This is a genomic window from Tropicimonas sediminicola (assembly GCF_900188335.1).
GTDB classification, from domain to species: domain Bacteria; phylum Pseudomonadota; class Alphaproteobacteria; order Rhodobacterales; family Rhodobacteraceae; genus Tropicimonas; species Tropicimonas sediminicola.
The window spans coordinates 173,293-195,633 of record NZ_FZOY01000001.1 but is presented as its reverse complement, the minus strand read 5'-3'; the positions used below and the strand labels follow the sequence as shown (position 1 = coordinate 195,633).

19 protein-coding genes are annotated in these 22,341 nt (G+C 66.8%); 13 read left to right on the top strand and 6 right to left on the bottom strand.

From position 1 onward, the window contains the following. Positions 1-14 precede the first annotated feature (14 nt). Positions 15-1,187: an osmoprotectant NAGGN system M42 family peptidase gene (locus CHB86_RS00895; protein WP_089230668.1), complete on the bottom strand. Its 1,173-nt coding sequence runs from the start codon at positions 1,185-1,187 to the stop codon at positions 15-17. Between the two features lie 258 nt (positions 1,188-1,445). On the opposite strand from CHB86_RS00895, the gene CHB86_RS00890 reads away from it, so the two are divergent. Beyond that, entirely contained in the window at positions 1,446-2,234 is a 789-nt protein-coding gene (locus CHB86_RS00890; protein ID WP_245837685.1) for a DeoR/GlpR family DNA-binding transcription regulator, read from the top strand. On the opposite strand, the gene CHB86_RS00885 is transcribed toward CHB86_RS00890, so the two are convergent. After that, entirely contained in the window at positions 2,235-3,557 is a 1,323-nt protein-coding gene (locus CHB86_RS00885) for an aspartate aminotransferase family protein (RefSeq protein ID WP_089230667.1), read from the bottom strand. It abuts the gene before it with no gap. Then, positions 3,554-4,546 carry a phosphotransferase enzyme family protein gene (locus tag CHB86_RS00880; protein ID WP_089230666.1) on the bottom strand — a complete coding sequence of 331 codons (993 nt, stop codon included), beginning with the start codon at positions 4,544-4,546 and terminating at the stop codon, positions 3,554-3,556. Before CHB86_RS00880 ends, CHB86_RS00885 begins: the two co-directional genes overlap by 4 nt. Positions 4,547-4,781: 235 nt before the next feature. On the opposite strand from CHB86_RS00880, the gene CHB86_RS00875 reads away from it, so the two are divergent. The 6 genes from CHB86_RS00875 (at position 4,782) to CHB86_RS00850 (ending at position 10,191) form a co-directional block, all read left to right on the top strand. Further along, positions 4,782-5,915: an ABC transporter substrate-binding protein gene (locus CHB86_RS00875; protein WP_089230665.1), complete on the top strand. Its 1,134-nt coding sequence runs from the start codon at positions 4,782-4,784 to the stop codon at positions 5,913-5,915. Positions 5,916-5,988: 73 nt separating this feature from the next. After that, on the top strand, positions 5,989-7,062 hold the full coding sequence (locus CHB86_RS00870; protein WP_089230664.1) for an ABC transporter ATP-binding protein: 1,074 nt from the start codon (positions 5,989-5,991) through the stop codon (positions 7,060-7,062). Continuing rightward, the gene (locus CHB86_RS00865) at positions 7,049-7,903 is read left to right on the top strand and encodes an ABC transporter permease (protein ID WP_089230663.1); all 855 of its coding nucleotides are present in this window, start codon (positions 7,049-7,051) and stop codon (positions 7,901-7,903) included. Before CHB86_RS00870 ends, CHB86_RS00865 begins: the two co-directional genes overlap by 14 nt. Then, the gene (locus CHB86_RS00860; RefSeq protein WP_089230662.1) at positions 7,900-8,700 is read left to right on the top strand and encodes an ABC transporter permease; all 801 of its coding nucleotides are present in this window, start codon (positions 7,900-7,902) and stop codon (positions 8,698-8,700) included. The genes CHB86_RS00865 and CHB86_RS00860 overlap by 4 nt, the downstream gene beginning before the upstream one ends. Positions 8,701-8,725: 25 nt before the next feature. Then, positions 8,726-9,505 (top strand): 3-oxoacyl-ACP reductase FabG, encoded by a 780-nt coding sequence (gene fabG / locus CHB86_RS00855; RefSeq protein ID WP_089230661.1) that lies wholly within the window; start codon positions 8,726-8,728, stop codon positions 9,503-9,505. Positions 9,506-9,507: 2 nt separating this feature from the next. Further along, positions 9,508-10,191, top strand: coding sequence for a cysteine hydrolase family protein (locus tag CHB86_RS00850; RefSeq protein WP_089230660.1), 684 nt, complete (start codon positions 9,508-9,510; stop codon positions 10,189-10,191). A 24-nt stretch (positions 10,192-10,215) separates the two neighbouring features. On the opposite strand, the gene CHB86_RS00845 is transcribed toward CHB86_RS00850, so the two are convergent. From CHB86_RS00845 to CHB86_RS00835, 3 genes are all read right to left on the bottom strand, one after another. After that, on the bottom strand, positions 10,216-12,036 hold the full coding sequence (locus CHB86_RS00845) for a DUF2264 domain-containing protein (protein WP_089230659.1): 1,821 nt from the start codon (positions 12,034-12,036) through the stop codon (positions 10,216-10,218). A gap of 159 nt (positions 12,037-12,195) precedes the next feature. Next, complete coding sequence (locus CHB86_RS00840) at positions 12,196-13,227, bottom strand: LacI family DNA-binding transcriptional regulator (RefSeq protein WP_176442727.1); 1,032 nt, start codon at positions 13,225-13,227, stop codon at positions 12,196-12,198. Positions 13,228-13,334: 107 nt separating this feature from the next. Continuing rightward, on the bottom strand, positions 13,335-14,522 hold the full coding sequence (locus CHB86_RS00835) for a glycoside hydrolase family 88 protein (RefSeq protein ID WP_176442726.1): 1,188 nt from the start codon (positions 14,520-14,522) through the stop codon (positions 13,335-13,337). A 235-nt stretch (positions 14,523-14,757) separates the two neighbouring features. Between CHB86_RS00835 and dctP the strand changes: the two genes are divergently transcribed. From dctP to CHB86_RS00805, 6 genes are all read left to right on the top strand, one after another. Continuing rightward, positions 14,758-15,753: a TRAP transporter substrate-binding protein DctP gene (dctP, locus tag CHB86_RS00830; RefSeq protein WP_176442725.1), complete on the top strand. Its 996-nt coding sequence runs from the start codon at positions 14,758-14,760 to the stop codon at positions 15,751-15,753. Positions 15,754-15,850: 97 nt separating this feature from the next. Continuing rightward, positions 15,851-17,779, top strand: coding sequence for a TRAP transporter large permease (locus CHB86_RS00825; protein WP_217898246.1), 1,929 nt, complete (start codon positions 15,851-15,853; stop codon positions 17,777-17,779). A gap of 106 nt (positions 17,780-17,885) precedes the next feature. Beyond that, positions 17,886-18,755, top strand: a complete 870-nt coding sequence (locus CHB86_RS00820; protein ID WP_089230655.1) for a DMT family transporter — start codon at positions 17,886-17,888, stop codon at positions 18,753-18,755. A gap of 109 nt (positions 18,756-18,864) precedes the next feature. Continuing rightward, the gene (locus CHB86_RS00815; protein ID WP_141134799.1) at positions 18,865-20,031 is read left to right on the top strand and encodes a helix-turn-helix domain-containing protein; all 1,167 of its coding nucleotides are present in this window, start codon (positions 18,865-18,867) and stop codon (positions 20,029-20,031) included. Between the two features lie 204 nt (positions 20,032-20,235). Then, positions 20,236-22,101: an FAD-dependent oxidoreductase gene (locus CHB86_RS00810; protein WP_217898245.1), complete on the top strand. Its 1,866-nt coding sequence runs from the start codon at positions 20,236-20,238 to the stop codon at positions 22,099-22,101. A 14-nt stretch (positions 22,102-22,115) separates the two neighbouring features. After that, the gene (locus tag CHB86_RS00805) at positions 22,116-22,331 is read left to right on the top strand and encodes a 4Fe-4S dicluster domain-containing protein (RefSeq protein WP_089230652.1); all 216 of its coding nucleotides are present in this window, start codon (positions 22,116-22,118) and stop codon (positions 22,329-22,331) included. The last annotated feature ends 10 nt before the right edge of the window (positions 22,332-22,341 follow it).

Sequence of the window (22,341 nt, the reverse complement as noted above, 5' to 3'; positions counted from 1 at the left end):
CCTGCCCGGCCGCGTCACGCGGGGTCGGCCGTCCGCTCCGACGGCGCCGGGGCCGGAGAGCTCGCCGCGGCGGTGGGCTGGCGAGTAAAACCCGACAGATCGCCAATGTCCTTCTCGTCGCGCGGGATCGCTACGGGGCTGAGCGTGTAGGCCGTGAGCAGCTCGGAGAGCGAGCGCAGCGCGTGCATGTGGATGCGCTCGTAGCCGTGGCTGGCATCGACCCCGAAAGTCACCAGCGCGGTGCGTACATCCGCGCCGGCCTCGAGGGCCGAGGCGCTGTCGGACCGGTAGTAGCGGAAGATGTCCTTGCGCATCCGGATGTCGTTTTCCTGGCACAGCTTGGCGAGCTTGCGGGTGAGGTGATAATCGAAGGGTCCGCCCATGTCGGCCATCGACAGGGTAACGCCGAATTCCGACGAGTTCTGCCCCGGCGCCGATGTGCCGTTGTCCACCGCCACCATCGAGGCGACCTCGGGCGGCAGGATCGCAGCCGCGCCGTGCCCGACCTCTTCGGCGATGGTAAAGAGCCAGTAGACGTCCACCGGCGGCTGCGGCGCATCGATCAGCGCGCGCATGGAGGCCAGCATGACCGCAACGCCGGCCTTGTTGTCCAGGTGGCGGGAGATGATGTAGCCGGTATCGGAGAATTCCGGTTGCGGATCGACGGCCACGATGTCGCCGATATCGATCCCGAGCATGCCGAGCTGCTCGGCGGAGTCCGCCCGTGCATCGACGCGCAGCTCCACGTGGTCCCAGCCGATGGGCATCTTGTCGATCTCGTCGCCGTAGGTGTGACCGGAGGCTTTCAGCGGCAGGATCGTGCCGCGATAGGCCCCCTTCTCGGTAAAGATCGTCACCCGCGCGCCTTCGGCAAATCGCGCCGACCAGGTCCCGATCGGCACCAACTCCAGCCGCCCGTTGGGCTTGAGCGCCTTGACCTGCGCGCCGAGGGTATCGAGATGCGAGACGATGGCGCGGGCACCGGCCGAGCGCCGTCCCGGCAGGCGGGCCCGAATCGCGCCGCGGCGGGTCAGCTGGTATTCGATCCCAAGGCTTTCCAGCTCCGTACAGACGGAACGGACGATCTCGTCGGTGTAGCCGGTCGGGCTCGGGATCTCCAACAGGCCCGCGAGGCAGCGCTGAAGATAGTCGACGTCGATGTCGAGGCGTGTGGGTGTTTCGGACATGTACGGTCGGGTCCCCTGCTGTCTGACGATGCGCCCTCTGTGAGCCATGGCCCGGGGCATTGGTCGGGGCATACCATGATTTCGCCGGCTGCACATGGAGCGGCGCCAGAAAATCCCATGCATGACGCAGCATGGCCCGCTGCCGGGACGCCGCGCAGTCGACCCGCGGGCCTTGGCTTTCCCGCGCCGGTGCGCAATAGCTTCAGGGATGCGGGCGAGCCGCGGAGGTCCTGGGGATAGGAGCGGGAGACAGGTTCATTGCCGACAGGTGCAGGAAATCTCTCGAAGAAAGGCCGGCGGCGGAACGAGATCCTGGCCATCCTCGCCGATGAACCGACGATGCGGGTCAAGGCGCTCGCGAGCCGGCTCGACGTGACGACCGAGACGATCCGGCGCGATCTCGAGGAGCTAGCGGAACAGGGCCTGATCAGCCGCACCTACGGCGGCGCGATGCTGCGCGCGGGCAACGAGCCGGTGCTGTCGCAGCGCGAACGGCAGCTGGTGCGCGAGCGGGAGGCGATCGCCCGGCGGGCCTTCGTCGAGCTGGCGAAAGGCAAGACCTTCCTGATCGGCTCCGGTGCGACGACCGCGATCCTCGCCAAACGGCTCGCTTTCGAGCTGCGCAACGTCACCGTCATCGCCCACAGCTTTGCCGTGGCGACAGCGCTGGCCCAGAACCCGACGATCCGCACCATCATGGTGCCGGGCGAGTACCATGCCGCGGAAGGCGCGATGCACGGGGCGCAGGCGATCCGGTTCCTTCAGGACTACACTGCCGACTGGGCCATTCTTGGGGCCTCCGCCCTGTCGCCCGACGGCCCCAGCGACGCGCTGATCGAGGCGGCGGAGGTCTATGCGACCATGCTCCGGCAATCCAGCCGCAGCATGATCGTTGCCGACCATTCGAAGTTCGACCGCATGTCGACCGCGCGCTACGCCGAATGGAGCCAGATCGAGTGCCTGGTGACGGACAGGACGCCCGACGGCCCGCTGGCCCGCGCGCTCGACCGCAACGAGGTCAGGGTGATGGTGGCCGACAAGGCCTGATCATCCGGCGAGCGCGGCGCGGAACGCCTCGACGAAACGCTCGGCCTCCTCCCGGGTCAGGCAGAGCGGCGGGCGGACCTTGAGCGTCGCGCCATATCGTCCAGCCGCGCCGATCAGCACCTTGTGAGCCCGCATCGCGTCGATCAGCTGCACCGTGAAGGCCGGGTCGGGGCGGCCGGTCTCTTCGGCCAGATCGATCCCGATGAACAGCCCCGCCCCGCGGACATCCGTGACCCGCGCATCACCCTCAGCGACCTGCCGCAGCCCGGCCAGCAGGTGCGCGCCGGTCTCGCGCGCATTCTCCTGCAGGCCTTCCTCGCGGATCACGTCCAGCACCGCGTGGCCGGCGGCAGCGGCCACCGGGTTGCCCCCGAACGTGTTGAAATACCCCACGTCCGCGCAGAACTGCTCCAGGTGATCGGGCCTGGCGACCATCGCAGCCATCGGGAAACCGTTGCCCATCGGCTTCCCCATGGTGACAATATCCGGCGTCACGCCGTGGCGTTCGTAGCCCCAGAAGGCGTCGCCGGTGCGGCCGAAGCCCGGCTGCACCTCGTCAGCGATGAAGAGCCCGCCGGCGGCCCGGACCGCCTCCACCACGGGCGCCAGGAAGCCCGGAGGGTCCGCGAGGATGCCGTCGGAGGAGAAGATGGAATCCGCCAGGAACGCGGCGGGCCGGATCCCGCGGCGTCCGAACTCCGCCAGCGCGGCCTCGACACTGGCGCGGAAGCCGCCGGCGATGTCCTCGCCGAAATGCGCCGCGCCGGGCGGTGGAATAGCGATGACCGTCTCCGGCAGGCTGCCACGCTTGAGCGCTGAAGGGGACACCTCGGTCACCAGCGCCGTGTTGCCGTGATAGGCCGTCTCCGTGACGATGATCCCGGTGCCCCCGGTCGCCGCCCGCGCGACGCGAATGGCGAGATCGTTTGCCTCGCTGCCCGAACAGGTCATCATGACGTTGGAGAGCTCAGGCGGCAGCAGGGCCTTGAGCGCCTCGAGGTAGTCATCGACCACCGACACGATGTAGCGCGTGTTGGTGTTGAGCTGCGCAATCTGCCGGCTGACCGCCTCGACGACCCTCGGATGGGAATGTCCGACGCTGGGCACGTTGTTGTAGAAGTCGAGATAGCGCGTGCCGTCCTTCGCGATCATCCAGGCGCCTTCCGCCCCGACCATCTCGATCGGCTGCCGGTAGAAAAGAACCGAGGCGGCGCCGAGGTTGGCGAGCCGCCGTTCGACCGGGCGGCTCTGGCCGTCGCCGGGCCGATAGGCGTTCATGTCGAGGATCTGCCGGGCCTGCCCCTGAGCCGTTTGGGCGCTCATGCCCGCCCCTCCAGATAGGTGCGCGCGATCGTCAGGGTGCCGTCCGTATAATCGGACAACCCGGCATCGCGGGCCGTCTCGGTCTCGGAATGGCTGGCGATCCAGGCGGTCAGCAGCAGGCGGCGGAACATGATGAAGTCGGGAATCATCGCGACGTCCGCCGCCGAGAGCTGCCGAACCGTCCGGTAGCCTTCGAGCCAGGCGGCGGTGAGGTCCGGCACGATCGGATTGAGTTCGTGAAAGGAGATGGCCGCCGCGAAGTCGTAGACGAACCAGGAATACCCGCAATCGTCGAAGTCGATCACGCCGAGGCCGGTCTCGCTCTGGAGCAGGTTGGCAAGTCGCAGATCCGCGTGAACGAGGCCAAACCGGTCGCGCCCCTTTCCGTAGCTGGCCAGACGCGCCTTCAGACGCTCCAGCGCCTGCTCCAGCAGGGCCTCGCCCTCGGGAGTGAGGCCGAGAGCGGCGCGCCAGTCTCCCCAGAGCGGGGCATCGCCGAAGGCGCTGTCGAAATCCCAGGTCTTGCGTGCGAACCCCTCGGGCGCGTCCCAGCTTTCCACATGGCGGTGCAGCCGCGCCGAGATCTCTCCCAGCAGGCGGAACCCGTCGACCAAGGCCGCGTCGGCATCCGGCTCCGTGCCTTCCATGAACTCGAAGGCGACGACGTGGCGGATGTCCGCGCCGTCCTCGAACGAGACGACTAGCGCACCGTCCTCGGCCGGCACCAGCGCCGGCGTGTCCACCGCTCCCGATTGCCGCAACGCAGAAATCCACGCGAGTTCGGAGCGGATTTCTTCCACTTTGTGGTAGTTTGGCCTGTGAAGTCGCAGAATTACGGGATTTTGCCGCGCCGGATCCCGGGCGATGAAGGTCGCGTTCTCGGAAACGGTGAGCAGCCGAAGATCCGACTCCTCCGAGAGATTCCACTTGCAAAGAAGGGGTTTCAGGCCCTGCTGCAAGCCCGCGATGAAATCATCTTGATAGAGCATGGTGAAAATTTCCTCGCTTCGGGATCCGATACATGGTCTGTAGATCATTTTTTCTGTTACTTGCAACATTTGTGTTGCAAGTGCAGAAATTTTTTGGAAGCGTCCAGGCAAGGCGACGGCACGTTCGCCAAACGAACCACATGCAGTTCCGCATGCCGCGCGGCCCGATCCGCCGCATGGCGCCACTGAACGCGCAGGCTTCCGGCCCGCGCATCCGACAGAATTGGAGAGCCCGATGAACCTCACCCGCCGGTCCTTTACCGCCGCTCTCGGTGCCGCAGGCGCCGCGTCGCTGCTGCGCCCGTCGATGTCGCTCGCCGACCGAAGCGGCGAGCTGAACATCCTCTGCTGGGAGGGCTACAACACAGATGACGTGCTCGGCCCCTTCCGCGACATGTTCTCCTCCGCCACGGTTCGCGCGGAATCCGGCACCTCGGACCCGGACATGATCAACAAGCTGCGCGCCGGCGAGGTGAATGTCTGGGATCTCATCAACCTCAACCAACCCTGGGCGCGCGGCATGCTCTACCCCGAGGGGCTCATCAAGCCGCTCGACAAGGAGCGCTTCATGCCCTTCTTCGAGAAGATGACGCCGGAATACGGCACGCCTCCCTACCCGCTCGCCTTTGCCGAAGATGACGAACTGATCGGCATGCCGCAGCGCTATGGCCCGTTCTCCTTTGTCGTGAACACCGACAAGATCAGCCGCGAAATGGCCGAGGACATGGGCTGGAAGCTGTTCCTGGAGCCGGACATGGCCGGGCGCTTCGGCATCCTGACCTATGACAACTGGAACCTCATCCACATGTGCCTGACCGGCGACCTGAACCCGTTCCAGCCGCTGGACGAGGCCGGCTTCACCACCTTCGAGGACACCGCCAAGACGATCTTTGCCGGCGCCAAGATGATGACCGACGACCTCGTCGCCATGAACACCGCCCTGATCAACGGCGAGATCGATGCCTATTTCACCGGCGGCACCTACACGGCCTCGCCCGCGCGTCTCGACGGCATGACCCAGATCCGCGGCATCACGCCCAAGACCGGGCCGATCGACGGCAAGGGCGGCGTTGTCTGGGCCGAACTGACCTCGCTCGTCAACAACCCGGACCCGAGCCCGCTGGCTTCCGACTTCCTGGAGTTCGTCCAGAAGCCGGAGATCGCCAAGGCCGTGGGCTTTGCCGAAGGCACCTATAACCCGGTCGCACAGATGGGCGACCCGGAGGTCTTTGCGCTCTACGACGAGGACGAACTCGACGCGATCCAGTGGGACAGCCTCGAAGAGGAGAGCGCGCGCTCGGTCGAGTACGACAGCGTCGCCGACTACGACAAGCTGATGGAAATCTACACCGCCGCCCGCCGCGGGTGAGCCACAGCACCATCCCCATGCGCTCGCCGCCGGTTCGCCGGGGGCGGCGCTACTTCCGGATCAGACATCGCACATGACCGACGCCTCCCAACCGATCCTCCGCATCAATGCCCTGACCAAGCGGTTCGACGACTTCACCGCGCTGCATGGCGTCGACCTGAACGTTGCCGAAGGGGAGTTTCTTGCCATCGTCGGCCCGTCCGGCTCCGGCAAGACAACCCTCATCCGAATCCTCGTCGGCATGGACGAGCTGAGCGACGGCGCGGTCTGGCTGCGCAACACCCGGATCGACGTGGTGCCGGCCAACAAGCGGCCGACCTGCATGGTGTTCCAATCCCTGGCCCTGTTCCCGCACCGCACGGTCGGGCAGAACATCGAGTTCCCGCTCAAGCTTCGCAAGGTGCCGCCGGCCGAGCGCAAGGCCCGCGCGCTGGAACTGCTCGATACACTGCGCCTGCCCCGGGATTATTATGACAAGCGCATCCAGCAATGCTCGGGCGGGGAAAAGCAGCGCGTGGCGCTGGCCCGTGCCCTCGCCTTCGACCCAGAGATCCTGTTCTTCGACGAGCCGCTGTCGGCGCTCGACTACCGGCTGCGCAAGACATTGGAAAAGGAGCTGAAGGATCTGCACCGCCGCACCGGCAAGACCTTCATCTACATCACCCATTCCCTCGAGGAAGCGATGGTCATGTCCGACCGCATCGCCATCATGAAGGCCGGCCGTTTCGAACAGATCGCCCCGGCGGAGGAGATCTATGCCCGGCCGGTGTCGAAATTCGTCGCCGAGTTCATGGGCGAGGTGAACTTCTTCGACCTCCGCAACGGGCAGGCAGAGGGCCTGCTGATGACGCCGGAGACCGCGGCCGCGCTGGCTGGCCGCTCCGGCACGCTGACGATCCGCCCCGAAAGCCTGCGGACCTTGCCGGAGGGCCAGGCCGCGGATCTGACCTTCGAGGGCGAGATCGTGGCTGAATACCTCCTCGGCTCACGGATGCAGTACCGAATGATGCTCGCCACCGGGCAGGAGATGATCGTCGAGGTTCTGCGCGAGAACGGCGTCGCAGGCGGCATCGGCGCGGCCCTGCGCGTCGGTTGCGACCTGAGCGCCGCGCACCTGATCGAGGAGGCCCGGGATGCAGCGGCGTGACGCCCGGCTGGGGCTGCTCTATTCGGCCCCGCTCTCGCTCTTTCTTCTCCTGACCTTCCTGGCCCCGATCCTGCTGGTGGCGGCCTTCTCCACCATGCCGGAGAAGGTGTTCAACCTCTCCCAGGCGCCAGATTTCTCCGCCTATCGCACGGTGCTCGCGCAGGGCTACTGGAAATCCGTCGCCTGGTCGCTCTTCATGGCGCTGGCGGCGACGCTGATCCTGCTCGTCGTCTGCTGGCCGCTTGCCTATGGCATGGCCAAGGTCTTCAAGCGCTTCACGCTGGTGCTGACCATCGGCGTGGTGATGACGCTCTTCGTCTCCGAGAACATCCGCCTGTTCGGCTGGGTTCTGACGCTGATGAAAGGCGGGCTGATCGAGGGCTACTGGCGGCACTGGACCGGCACCGGTTTCGACGCGCCGCTCTACAACGGTCCGATCATCGTTTTCGGCCTCGTCTACGTCTACCTGCCCTTCATGCTCTTCCCGCTGGCGCAGGGCATCTCGATGGTGCCGGACGACGCGCGGCAGGCGGCCTACGACCTCGGCGCGACCCGCTGGCAGATCCTCAGGGAGATCGACCTCCCGCTGGCGATGCCGGGGATCATGGTCGGCTCGCTCCTGACCTTCGTGCTGGCGGCGGGCGCCATGGCCGAATCCAAGCTGCTCGGCGGGCGTGCGATCATCACCATCGCCGACGAGGTGCAGACGGCCTTTACCTATGGCCAGAACTGGCCGCTTGGCGCGGCGCTGGCAATGGTGCTGATCGCCATCATCGGAACCGTCGCCATCTGGGCGATTTCCAAGGCCGATCTCGACAAGATGATGGGCGGAAAATCATGAAGACCTCCCGCTTCGCCACCTTCCTGCTCGTGCTATACGGCCTGCTGATCCTTGGCTTTCTTTACCTGCCGCTGGTCTCGGTCGGGCTCGCCTCGATCTCCAAGGCGCGCTACCTCTCCTTCCCGATCCGGAAATACGCCTACGGCTGGTACGAAGAGGCCCTGACCTCCGACACCGTGCGCGACCTGCTGGTCGTGTCGCTCAAGGTGGCGGGCGTCGTCACGATCCTGTCGATGATCATCGGCTTCTTCGGCGCGCTCGCCTTTGCCCGCTACAACTGGCGCTTTCGCAAGACGTACCAGAAGCTGATTCTGCTGCCGATCTTCTTCCCGCAGACGGTTCTCGGGCTGGCGCTCCTGATGTGGTTCAACGCGCTCGGCATCATCCCGAGCTGGAAGACGGCAATCGTGGCGCACCTGGTCTGGATCGCGCCCATCGCGACGCTCGTGGTCTCGATCCGCGCCTTCTCCTTCGATGCCGCGCTGGAAGAGGCCGCGCGGGACATGGGCGCCAACCAGTGGCAGACGCTGCGCGAGGTGACCATCCCGCTCTTAATGCCGGGCGTGACCTCCGCAGGGCTCTTCGCCTTCCTGCTGAGCTGGGGCAATTTCCCGCTCTCGCTCTTCTCCACCGGCGCCGACAGCACGCTGCCCGAATGGCTCTTCGCCAAGATGGTCTCCGGCTACTCGCCGTTGGTGCCGACGGTCGGAACGCTCACCGTCGCGACCTCGGCGATCCTCGTGATCCTCGCACTGCTGCTGGCCTGGGCGATCCGGAAACTCCGCCCGGCCACCTGACACTCCCCATCGGAAAGGATTCATCATGCTCACCTCCATCGCCGGAAAGGCCGTGATCGTCACGGGTGGCTCCAAGGGCATTGGCAAGGGCATCGCCAGGGTGTTCGCCGCCCAAGGGGCCAAGGTCATGATCGCCGCGCGCGGCGAGGACGCCGCGAAGGCCGCCGTGGCCGAGATCGAGGCTGCCGGCGGCTCCGCCGCCTATCATCTCTGCGACGTGGCCGACTGGGACGATGTGCAGGGCCTCGTGGCGGCGACGAAGGAAGCGTTCGGCGCGGTGGATATCCTCTGCGCCAATGCCGGGATCTTTCCGCAGATGAAGATGGTCGAGATGTCGCCCGAGGACTGGGACGGCGTCATGGCGACGAACCTCAAGTCGACCTTCCTCTGCGTCAAGGCCTGCATCCCCGAGTTCGAAGCCGCCGGCAAGGGGCGCGTGATCGTGACCTCGTCGATCACCGGGCCGGTGACGGGCTTTCCCGGCTGGTCGCATTACGGCGCCTCGAAGGCCGGCCAGCTCGGTTTTCTCAAGACGGCGGCGATGGAACTGTCGCGTTACAACACGACGATCAACGCCGTCATGCCGGGCAATATCTATACCGAGGGGCTGCAGGACCTGGGCGAGGACTACCTTGCCACCATGTCAGCGTCGATCCCGCTGAAGCGCCTCGGCGCGGTCGAGGATATCGGCAATGCCGCGCTCTTCTTCGCCTCCGACGAGGCCGCCTACATCACCGGCCAGCAGATCGTCGTCGATGGCGGGCAGATCCTGCCCGAGAGCCTCGAAGCGATCGCGGAGATCTGATCATGGGCTGGAAGACCGACTGGCGCTCCTTCTACTACGCAGGGGCAGAGGAGCCCGAGGACATCGCGATCGACGCGGCGAAGACCGCGTTGCTGGTCATCGACATCCAGAACACCTACCTGGAGCCTCCGGAAGATCCCGAGGAGGCCGCTCGCTGGGCACCATTTCTCGAGCGCATGAACCAGACGGTCATTCCGAACACCCGCGCGCTTCAGGATTGGGCCCGCGGCGAGGGGATCGAGGTGATGCATGCCCGGATCGCCTGCCTGCGGGAAGACGGCCGGGACCGGTCGCTCTCGCAGAAGAAACCGGGGTTCAACTACCTGCTGCTGCCCAAGGATCGCGAGGACAGCCAGATCGTCGAACAGGTCGGGCCGCAGGGCGACGAGATCGTCGTCACCAAGACGACCGATTCCGCGCTGACCGGCACCAACCTGCGGATGATCCTGCACAACATGGGCATCGAACGGGTGATCTGCGCCGGCATCTTCACCGATCAATGCGTGTCCTCCACCGTCCGCAGCCTCGCCGACGAGAGCTTCGAGGTGCTGGTGATCGAGGATTGCTGCGCGGCGGCCACCATGGAGCTGCACGAGCACGAGCTGCGGGTGATCAACATGATCTATTGCCATGTCATGAGCAGCGCCGAGCTTCGTGGCCTGCCCATCGGCGCCGCGGTGTCATAGAGCGTCCTCAGCCCCTGCGTGGGTTCAGCTTGCCGAAGCCACCCGCCGCGGGTCGGCTCCCATACGGGCGCAGAGTTGCAGGAACGCCTCGGAGATCTGCGGCTCGGCCCCGCTCCACGCTCCAACCGGACACCCGAGCGCGCCGGTGACGAGCAGGCTTTCGCCCGCGGGTAGCCTGCCCACAAGGCGCGGGATCGCGGTTCGCGGGTGCAGGATGTTGGTGTTGGGGGCGGCGCGGATGACCTCTGCCTCCCGCACCCCGTTCATATCACGGAGTCCCGAGACGAGCGAGGCATTGCGCAGGAAGACCACCCCGCTCTCATCCGGATCCGCCGGCTCCACCATGCTAGTCCGGTCGATCGCGAAGCCGGATTCGGCAATCTCCAGCGGATCGGCGCTGCGGATGCGGTGGAGGCGCAGATGCCATCCCTCGCCCGCGAAGTCGCACCAGGTCTCGACTTCGAGCCGGCCGTCGGGCGCCCATCGCCCCCATGCCATCCCGTCCCGAAGCCTCGCGTCGGTGACCCTGCCCCGCCGCAGCCAGGCGAGGCCATCCCGGCTGACCGCCAGCCCCGAATCCATCGCCGACATCTCCGGCCGCTCCGGCGCGGTCGCATCGCTGGGCACGGAGAAACCGAAGGCGGAGGAATAGGCGAAACCGCCGTATTTCGCGTCGCAGCCACGGAAGGCGCGCGCGTCCTGCCCGCCGGTGAGCAGGATGGCATGCCCGCGCGCCCGCCGCAGCAGGAACCCCGCGGCCGGCACGGCGGTCTGCACTTCGGGCAGATCCTCCGGCGGTTCCTCCTCGGCGCGCCAGAACGGGTGGTCGCGGCCGAGCGCCAGGACGAGAAAGGCCTTGAGCGCCCAGTTCGGCGCGCCGATCCCGTTGTAGCCCTCGGACATCAGCGGATTGGGATAGGCATAGCCGATGGAGAGCACACCATCGCGATCGGTGATCGGCTGGCCGGCCCACCAGCGCAGGTTGCGCATCAGCAAGCCCTTGATCCGGGGCCAGGGCAGCACCTCCTCGCCAGCAAAGGCGCAGGCCGCCCAGAAGGCCGACTGCGCCATGCGGTAGGTCATGGACCGGCCGAAGGGGATGGCCGCGCCGTCGGACGCGAAGAAAACCTGGAAGCTCTCGGCAAAGGCGCGCGCCCGCGACCGCAGAACACGCGCCCGCTCGGGGAACTGATCGCCCCCCAGCTGCGCAAGGACCAGCCCGTAGAAATGGAAGGCCATCGGGACGTAATAGTCGATCTGCCTCTTCTCGCCGTCGCGATACCACCCTTCGCCCAGGTAGAACGTGTCCAGACGGTCCAGCGCCGCTTCGACCGCGGGGCGGGACCAATCCTCGCCCAGCCGGGCTAGCGCCAGGTTGACCAGCACGCGGAAGTACAGCCAGTTGTTGTCCGAAGGTGGCTGGTCGTTGATCTGGCGCATCCAAGCTGCGGCGCGGGTCTGCGCTTCGAGGCCCAGCGGCTCCCAGAACGCCTGCGGCGCGAGAAGCCATGCCATGGCGATCCCCGCCATCTCGACCATGCGCTGATCGCTCGGCCCGACCTCGCCCCAGTAGTCCGGATGCGCCGGGTCGGTGCCGGCGGCAATGCCGCGGAGAAACGTCCCGGCCTCGGGCGCATCGAAGCCGCCCGCGACAAGCGGAGCGAGCCCCCAGAGCGGCCGGACGAAGGCCTCCATCTCGGCGGGTACGGCATCGTAATCCGCCCCCCAGACACCGAGCCGGAGACGGGCGCCGCCCTCTGGCACCAGCGCAGCCACAGGGCGGATCAACGCACCGGCCCAGGCGGCGAGGTCGTCGCGATCGGACATGGCGGGTCTATCGGGCATGGCTAGGCCAGTCGCCTCGAGGCTCTGTCAGCGGGTGGAAGACGGGGCCGGCGGGTGCGGGAGGGGGCACCCGCCGGGCGCGGACGCAGCCTGCACCGCACGCGGCGGCAAAGGCGTCGTCCAAACGGAATTGGCGATACGGATTGGCGCGCTTTGGCCTCAGCCCCGGCGCGGCCCGGTCGATTGACGATCTTCGATGTGCACCCCGACCGTGACGCGCTGCACCGCCCGCTGAGGGAACTCGGCGCGCTCGGCCAGCAGCTGGATCGCGATCCGGCCAAGCGCCTCGCGGTCGGTCTCCATCGAGGTCAGCGCCGGTGTCGAATGGGCGCCGATCGGCAGACCGTCGAACCCCATGATCGAGATATCGCCGGGCACCGACAGCCCCCGCGCCTGCAACTCCTGGATCGCGCCGAGCGCCACGATGTCGTTCACGCAGAACAGTGCATCGGGCAGCCGGTCGCGACGGTCCAGGTAGGCGCCGATCGCCCCCCCGGCCGCCAGCGTCATCATCTCCGGCGACCCGAGGTCGAGCAGGTTGCGCTCGGCACTGAAGCCGATGCCCGCCTCCTCCAGCGCATTGCGGAAGCCGTCCACGCGCCGGACGATGGATTCGCGGTAGGGATGGGTCACATGGACGATGTCGCGATGGCCGAGCGAGAGCAGGTGCCGCGTCGCCGTCCAGGCCCCGAAGTGATAGTCCGGCGAGACGCTGGGCAGCCGCATCGTCCGGTCCATTCCGTTGACGATGACCGCAGGGCAGCCGAACGCCACCGCCTCCGACACGAGCTCCAGCTGGTCGATCCCGACAAGCACCAACGCCGTCGGCGGCTCGTCCCGGAACCGCTGCTGCAGGCAGCGCGGCTCCGTACCGGCGACCACCGAGACGCTGATGTCGATATCCGCCGCCTTCCCATGCGAGAGGATCCCCGCGATGATGGCGCCGTAGAACGCATCGTTCATCACGTAACGGTCGAGCGTGACCAGCGTCGCCCGCGCAAGCCCCCGCGCCGCGCCGCGCCCGCCCCGACCGCGATAGCCGAGATCCCGGGCGATGCGGGAGATCCGCTCCCGCGTCTCCGCGCCGACGCCCTCGCGGTTGTTCAGCACCTTGGAGACCGCGGCGACCGAGACGCCCGCCTCGCGGGCGATGTCCTTCAGCGTCGGTTCTTCCGGGGTTTCTGCATCCACGGGCGCTGGCTCCACTGGTCAGGTCGATGAAAGGGTTTCGGGCCTCGCGAAACTTAACCCGCCCGCCGCCGCGGCCGCAAGCACCGGGGCGGCCGCCTCGCCCGGGTTCACCAGAAGAAGTCTGCATGGCCCTGGGCGCGCATCAACGCCTCCATGAAATAGTAATCGCCATAGGGCAGCATCGTGTCGCTGCGCCCGGAATGGACGAAGGCCGCCCCATGCGCGAGCAATCCCTGCGCCGTCGGATCCCCGGTCAGGTCGCAACTCGCGAGCAGGCCGTCGAGGCAGCGCTCGCCGAAGGCCCGCCATCGCGCGGCCTCGTCGCCCTCGGTCAGGCTGGCGAGCAGCAGCAGGCCTGCCGCCATGACGGCGCCAGCGGAGCTGTCCACCGGGTGGGTGCCGTCCGCCGGCAGCGCGAAGTCCCAGACCGGCACGGCGCTCTCGCCCATCAGGGCCTCGGTCCGGTGCGCCACCTTGCGCGCCGCGTCCAGCCATTCCGCCGCGCCTGTCGCTGCGTGGCATTGGGCGAAACCGTGCAGCAGCCAGGCCTGCCCCCGGGACCAGCAGGACTCGTCTGCATATCCCTGATGCGTTTCACCCCGCAGCGGCTCTCCCGTCGCCGGATCGAAGACATATGTGTGAAAACTGGTGCCGTCCTCCCGCAGGAGGTAGCGGGCGGTGGTGGCGGCGTGGCCATCAGCCACCTCCCGGAAATCCTGCCGCCCGGTCTCCCGATGCGCCCAGTGCAGCAGGGCGAGGTTCTGCATCGTGTCGGCGATCATCCGTCCGTTGGCGAATTTCGAGCGGGCGCGATCATCGGGGCCGGACGGCGACCAGGCCTGGATGTAGCCGCCCTCCTCGCGAAAGCGGGACATCAGGATGCGCGCCGCCGCGAGCGCCATCTCGCGCGCGGCGGGGTCACCAGTCATCCGCCAGTCCGCGACCGAATGCAGGGAGAACAGGAACCCGAGGTCGTGGTCCTGGGCCCGGCGATTATCCAGAACCCACTGGAACTGCGCGCGCCGCGCACGGGCCGCACCGGAGAACACCGGATCGCCGCTGAGCTGGAAGCTCAGCCACAGCTGGCCGGAAAAGAAGCCCATGACCCAGTCGTAGCCTTCGCACCAGACCCACCGGGTGCCGCCGCCCGCCTCACCGATCCGCGGGTTGCGCAGACCGGCCACCAGCAGCAATTCCCGCGTCCGGTCAACCACCCTGCCCAGAGCGTCCGCATAGGCGGCATTCCCCGCGGCAATCTCGTCCGACGCGAAATAGCTTGATGACTTGCTGTCCATGACGGCCTCCTCTGACGCCATCTTTCGCACAATGCGAAACTTTCGTCAATTGCGAAATCTTTATTGACGATAATCTCGTTTTCGGCCTAGTTTTCGGCAGCTCGTGAAGTGAAGCGTGATTCCAGACCAGGATCGATCAGCCGCGGCCACAGCCAACGCCGAAAGTTTCGCAAGAACGAAAGCCTTCCGATGGGCGGAGGAACCGCACGGGCCCACGAAGCAGATGGAGGAACCCATGGACATCCTGAAGATTGCGAAGAAACCATTGATTGCCGCGCTGATGATCTCGGCCATGGCGGTGCCTGCCGCCGCCAAGAGCTATCGGCTGGCCACCAACGTCTCCGACGACAGCACCGCCGGCCAGCTGATCAAGCAGTTCGCCGACGCCGTGGCCGAGCGCACCGAGGGGCGCGTCGAGTTCGAGCTGTTCATGAACGGCCAGCTTGGCGACCAGCTGCAGTATTTCCAGCAGATCCAGCGGGGCGTGGTGGATGCGGGCCTGATCAACTCCGCCGCCCTGGAAAACGTGATCCCCGCGTTCGGCGTGGTGAACCTGCCCTACGTCTTCCGCACGTCGGAGGAATACGGCGCCGTGATGACCAACCCGGAGGTGCGTGACGCGCTCTTCGCCGCCGCGGAACAGCACAATTTCTGGCCGCTCGGCTTCCTCTCCTCGGGCTTCCGCAGCATCTACACCACCAAGCCGGTCGAGAGCATCGACGACATCAAGGGCATGAAGCTGCGCACGATGTCGAGCCCGACCTATATCGAGATGCTGAACCTCTTTGGCGCGGTGCCGACGCCGCTGCCCTTCGGCGAGCTCTATTCCGGCCTGCAGCAGGGCATCGTCGATGGTGCCGAAGGCGGGCTTGCCGGCCTTTATGTCGCCAATTTCGGCGAGGTCGCGAAATACGCGCTGGAAACTAACCAGACCCGACTCACCGACTTCGTGGTGACCTCCGTCCGCTTCCGCGAAGACCTCTCCGACGAGGATCTCGCCGCCGTGGTCGAGGAATTCGAGAAGGTCAGCCTCGAATCCATCGCATTTGCCGACGCGACCGAGGCAAAGCAACTCCAGCAGGCGGTCGACGAGATGGGCGTCGAGGTCATCAAGGTGGACACCGCCCCCTTCATCGCGGCCGTCGGCCCGATGTACGAGGCCGCGCGCGCCGACGAGGCCAAGAAGCCGCTGATCGAAACGATCTTCCAGATCGAGAACCGCGAGTTCTGAGGTCTCGAAGCCGGATCTGGCATCGGGCGGCAGGCGTCGCCCGGTGCCGCGTTCAGGGGAGCAGCCTGCGGCCGCGCCCCGGTTGAAGGGGGAGATCATGGAAAGCAGCGAACTCGGCGTCCACACGGAGAGCGGCGTCATCCGGCATTTCGGCGGCGCCTACGCCGCGCTCGGCCGGACATTGTCCGTCGTCGTCGCGGCGCTTCTCGCGGTCATGGCGACGGCGATCTGCTACCAGGTCTTCTCCCGCTACCTGTTCAACTCCCCCAGCGTTGTCACCGAGGAAGTGCTGCGCTTCTCGCTCATCTGGATGGGCTTTCTCGCGGCCGGATACTGCTTCATGCGCGGGCAGCACCTGAGCCTGACGCTCGTGCTCGACCTTCTGCCGGAACGGGCTGCCAACTGGTTCGGCGTGCTCAATGCGCTGCTGATCATGGTATTCGGCGCGATCCTGATCTGGGGCGGCTGGCAGAGCTATTTCAACAACACCTTCATGAAGACGCCGATCCTGCAGATCCCGATGGGCACGTTGCAGCTGGTCGTGCTGATCTGCGGGGTGCTGATGGAGGTCTCCCAGGTCGCGCTCATCGCACGGAAGCTGCGCAGCGGCGAGGCGCAGCTCGCGGCACTGATTTCCGCCGCCGCGGTCATTGCCGCTCTGGGCGTCACGCTGGCCGCGCTTCTGGCGAGCGGATGGGCTCAGACGATGATCGTGGAGCGGCTGGAGCTCAGCTCGCTGGTCGTGCTCTTTGTCACCTTCACGGTCTTCCTGCTGATCGGCGCGCCCATCGCCATCGGACTGGCCTTTGCCGGGGTCTTCACCCTCTCGCTGCAACTGCCGCCCGATCTGGTCTTTCCCACCGTGGGCGAGACCGTCTTCAACGGGATCGACAGCTTCGGCTTCCTCGCCCTGCCCTTCTTCATCCTCGCCGGCAACATCATGAACCGGACCGGCCTCGCGCGGCGGCTGATCGACCTCGCCATGATCCTCGGCGGGCGGATCCCGGGCAGCCTGTGGCAGTCCAACGTGCTGGCCAACATGCTCTTCGGCACGCTCTCCGGCTCCGGCATTGCGGCCTCCACGGCAATCGGCGGGATCATCACGCCGGTCGCGCGCGAAAAGGGTTACGACATGGCGGTCAGCACCGCCGTCAACGCGGCCTCCGCCCCGGCGGGCATGCTGATCCCGCCCTCAGGCGCACTCATCGTCTATTCGCTGATCACCGGCGGCTCCGCCTCGATCATCGCGCTGTTCATCGCGGGCTACCTGCCCGGCATCATCATGGGCGGCGCGGTCATGCTGGTGGCCTGGTGGCACGCCCGCCGGCTCGGCTACGAGAGCGAGAACGCCCGGCACAGCCTCGGCGAGGTGCTGCGGGTGTTCCTGCGCGCGGCACCCAGCCTGCTGCTCGTTCTGATCGTCATCGGCGGCATCCTCGGCGGGGCCTTCACGGCGATCGAAGGCTCGGGCATCGCGGTGCTCTACAGCTTCGTCCTTGCGCTGCTCTATCGCAGCCTGTCACCGCGGGCACTGCTCGACGTCCTTTCGGAAACCGCGGCGGTCTCGGGCGTGATCCTGTTCCTGATCGCCTGCTCTGCGATGATGAGCTGGTCGATGACCTTTGCCTCGATCCCCGCCACGGTGGGCGAGCTGCTGACAACCATCACGCAGAACAAGATCCTGCTACTGCTCCTGATCAACCTCGTGCTGCTGATCGTCGGCGTCTTCATGGACATGTCGCCCGCGATGCTGATCTTCACCCCGATCCTCTACCCGGTGGTGACCGAGATGGGGATCGACCCGGTGCATTTCGGCATCATCCTCGTCTACAACCTCGCGCTCGGCATCGTTACGCCACCGGTGGGCACCGTGCTCTTCGTCTCCTGCTCCATCACCGGCGAGAAGATCACCAGCGTCATCCGCCCCCTGCTGCCGATCTTCGCAGTGCAGGTGGTGGGGCTCCTGCTGGTCACCTTCGTGCCGGCGATCTCGCTGGCGCTGCCGCGCATGCTCGGGCTGATGTGAGCGCCGCGCTTTCGGAACGCGACCGATCGACCGTTGCCGATCCCGCCGGACGACCGCATAACGCAGCCGACCGGCATGGCCGGCGCCAGCTCGGAAAGCGCTCAAGATGAACGAAAATACCCGCGGCATCCTGTTCATGGTTCTCGCGATGGCCACTATGCTGACCTCGGATACGGTGGTGAAGAGCCTCGCGCAGGAGATGCCACTGTTTCAGGTCATCTTCATTCGGCACATCTTCATGACCATCGGGCTCGTGGCGCTGGCGCTGCGCGACGGCGCATTTCGCGCGCGCCCGTCCCCGCGCGAGACCCGGCTGATCACCCTCCGCACGCTCGGCGAATGCGGCATCGTCTGTTTCTACATGATCGCCCTGACGATGATGCCGCTCGGCACCGGCACGGCGATCTTCCAGCTTCAGCCACTCGCCGTGACGCTGGCCGCCGCGGTCTTTCTCGCCCAGCCGATCGGCCCACGGCGCCTGATCGCCATCGCCACGGGCTTTGCCGGCGTGCTGCTGATCGCCCGGCCGGGCTCGGAGGCCGTCGGTCCGGGCGCCGTCTTCGTGCTGCTGGCCGTGGCCTGCATCTGCGTCAGGGACATCGTGACCCGTAAGCTGGGCGCGAGCGTCCCCGCCTCTCTTCTCGCCAGCCTCGGCTCGGCGGCGCTGCTGGTTCTGAGCGGCGCGATCCTGCTGATACAGGGCAACTGGGCGCCCGTGACCCCAACGCAGCTCGGCCTGATCTTTGCCGGCGCCTGCTTCCTGCTGGTCGGCTTTCTCGCGATGGTCCTTGCCATGCGCTTCGGAGAGATCGCGGTGATCTCGCCCTTCCGATATGTCTCGCTGGTCTTCGGTCTCGTCTACGGCTTCCTGTTCTTCGGTGAGGTGCCGCAGCCGATCATGCTACTCGGCGCGCTGATCATCGTGGCCAGCGGCCTCTATACCTTTATGCGGGAGCGCTCGGTCAACGCCCGGTGACGCGCCCGGGGCGGTCGGGACGCACGGGTGAAGGGGAATGGCGATTGCGGCACGGGGGGATCTGTGGGATCACCGGCCGCGTTACCCTTCAAGCCGGCGGCTGAACAGGATGGAAGAACTCATCTACATCGGGGCCGTCCACGCGTCCTTCACCGCGATCTTCCTCGCCACCAAGCGCGAGCGGACGCTGAACGACACGGTTCTCGCCCTCTGGATGGTTTTCATGGCGCTGCCGCTGCTGTCCGGGATCGCGGCCCAGCGGCTCGAGGGCGTCTCGATCCCGCTGCTGACGTCCAACCTGATCTACCCGCTCACCTACGGGCCGTTCCTGTGGCTCTATGTCGAAACGCTCACCGGCGATGTCGGGCGGATCAGGCGCGGCCATCTCCTGCATTTCCTGCCGTTTGCCGCAGTGAGCGCGGTGCAGTTGCTGTTCGGCTGGAAACCCGCGATGCCGAACCCGGACGCCGCGGCCTTCGGCACAACGGTGCGCAGCATCGGTGCGGTGAACCTTCTGCTGCTCCTGGTCTATACCGGCGCGGTCGTCCGACGCCTCCGCCAGCACGGGAGAGAGGTCGTCGATCACTTCTCCGAACTGTCGAGCCGGATCACGCTGGTCTGGCTCTACTGGATCACGCTCGGCGTGTTCTGCGTGTTCCTGCTGCTCTTCCTCGGCTCGGCGCTGTCGCTGCCCGCCCTGCTCGACGTCCACATCGCCACGCTGGTCGCGCTTATCCTCGTGCTGAGCTTCTTCGGCCTGAGGCAGACGCAGGTGTTCGACCGCCAGCCCGAGGCGGCCTCCGTTCCGGAGGACACCCAGAAGCGGAGCCGCCGCCGCCCCACCACCGTCGCACCGGAGCCGGCCGAGCCACGCGCCGACACGTCCGAGGACCCCGCAAGCCCCCGCTACAGCCGCTCCGGCCTGACCGAGGAACGCGCCGAGACGATCGCCAGACGGCTCGACGCCTACATGCGCGCCGGGCAACCATATATGGACGCCGAGCTGACCATCGAGAAACTCGCCAAGCGCATGGCCGTGCCGCGCCACCACCTGACGCAGGTGATAAGCGAGCGCTACGGCAAGAACTTCTACCTCTTCGTCAATGAGTACCGGATCGAGACGGTGAAGCAGACGTTGCGAGCCCCCGAAGCCGCCGACCGGACGCTGCTGGAGATCGCCTACGACTGCGGGTTCAACTCCAAGTCGACCTTCAACACGGCATTCAAGCGCCTGACCGGCATGACGCCGTCGCAGTATCGCGAACAGAAGTCCTGACTTAGCGGCCCCCAGCCCCCTGACTCCAAACCGCTTTCCGGTCCGCCGCCGTATTCGGACGCTCCCCCGGGCCCGCAGACGGTTCGGGATCAGCGGGCCGCACGACCTGCGGCCCTGCGTTCCCTATCTGATCCTTGAGCTTCCCGCGAGCCACGACGCGCGGCGGGCCCCATGCGGCCCGTGTCCCAGCCCAAGGAACACCACATGACCAGGAATCCCCCGGGGCGCACGCCCTTTTCGACCCTTTCGCGGCGCGACCTGCTGACCATCGGCGCGGTCGGCGCCACCGCCCTCGCCGCACCCGCTGTCATCCGCAACCTCGGCGCCCGTCCGATGGGCCAGTCGGTAAAGGAGAGCTACGACACCGACGTGCTGGTGATCGGCAGCGGATTTGCCGGCACCTTCGCCGCCGTCGAGGCCAGCCAGAAGGGCCAGCGCGTCCTGATGCTCGACAAGGGGTCGGTCGGCTGGTCCGGCCTCTCGCCCTGGGCCTCCGACAGCCGACCCTTCGACCCGGCGATCTACGACCGCGAAGAGTGGATGGAGAACATGTCCACCAATTGCGAATGGATCAACGACCGCGGCTGGTTCGACATCTTCATGGACGAGTCGCTCTCGATCCTCGACACGCTCGACGCCTGGGGCGCGAGCCGGTGCAAGCCCTTCGAACGCTCAAGGGTGTTCCGCCGGGTTCTGGAGGAGAATGGCGTCGAGATCGTCGAGCGGGTGATGGTGACAAGCCTGCTCAAGGATGCGGCCGGCCGTGTCGCCGGCGCGGTGGGCTTCACCTTCGACGACACCTCGCAGGACTGCCGCGCGATAACGGTGACGGCAAAGGCCACGATCCTCTGCACCGGCGCCGGCGCTTACAAGAGTCCGGGTTTCCCCAACTGGGGCCAGACCTTCGACGGCGACGCGATGGCCTACGAGGCCGGCGCCGCGATCACCGGCAAGGAGTTCCACGACACCCACGGCACTTTCTCGAACCATTCGGCCGCCTCCTACCAGAACTGGAACTGGGCGCAGGAGGTGACCGGCGCATTCATCATGGTCGGCGCGCCGGACCGCGCGACCGGCGGCCTGACCATCGACGCGGCGCTCCGGGCTTCCGCAAGCGGCGTCGCGCGCGGCGGCGGCGCTCCCGGTGGCGGCACCGAGATGCCCCCGGACATGGCCGCGATGGCCGCCGCAGCCGAAAAGAACCTCGCCTACAAGGGCAAGGGGTTCCTGGCGCGGGAGGGGCTGACCCTCGACTTCGGCCTGCCGCCCGAAGGTCCGCCGCCGGGGGACGGCCCGAACAAGGGCTACCAGGTGGGCGGCGCCACCGCCGGCATGGGCGTGCACAAGTCCGAAGGGGTCTTCTGCGCGGACTACACCTGCAAGGCCGACGGGGTCGAAGGGCTCTACGCCGCGGGCGACGCACTTGGCTCGATGCTCTGCGGCGCGTCCTATCCGGGGCGAGGTTTCTCCTCCTACGGCTCCGCCATCCAGGGACGGCGCGCGGCCCGCTTCGCCAGCGAGGCCGTGGCCGCGACGTCGACCTCCGAGGTTCCGCAATCGGAAATCGACACCAAGATCGCCGCCATGTGGGCGCCGCGCGAGCGCCAGCAGGGCTATTCGCCCGACTGGGTGACGCAGGTGCTGCAGGGCACGATGACGCCCTTCCACATCCTCTACATCAAGGAGGAACGCCGCCTGGCGGGCGCACTGTCGTCTATCGAGTACCTGCGCAAGCACATCGTGCCGAACCTGATCGCAAGCTCCGGGCACGAGCTTCGGCTGGCGCACGAGACGGCCAACATGCTGCTCAATGCCGAGATGAAGCTGCGCGCGGGCCTCTTCCGCACCGAAAGCCGCGGCACGCACTTCCGCGAGGACTACCCGGCCCGCAACGACGACGACTGGCATTGCTGGGTGCTGATGCGCAGGGGCACGGACGGGGCGATGCGGATGTCCAAGCACATGCTGCCCGAAGCGTGGAAACCCGACGCCTCCGCCAGCTACCGCGACACCTATCCCCGATCCTATCCCGGCGAGGACGCATTCCGCGCCACGGGTCAGGCCGGCTGAGGGAGACACCAGAGATGCCAATCGAACGTATACACGGCTGCACCGGGTGCGAGAACTGCGTGAAGGCCTGCCCGACCGACGTGCTCCGGATGGACCCGGACACGGGCCTGGCTTTCATCGCGCACCAGGAGGCCTGCCAGATCTGCCACCTCTGCCGGCTCGCCTGCCCGGTGGACGCCATCACGCTCACACCCGACAAATCCATCCTGCCCCTGGTTTCCTGGGCCTGAGGGAGCATAT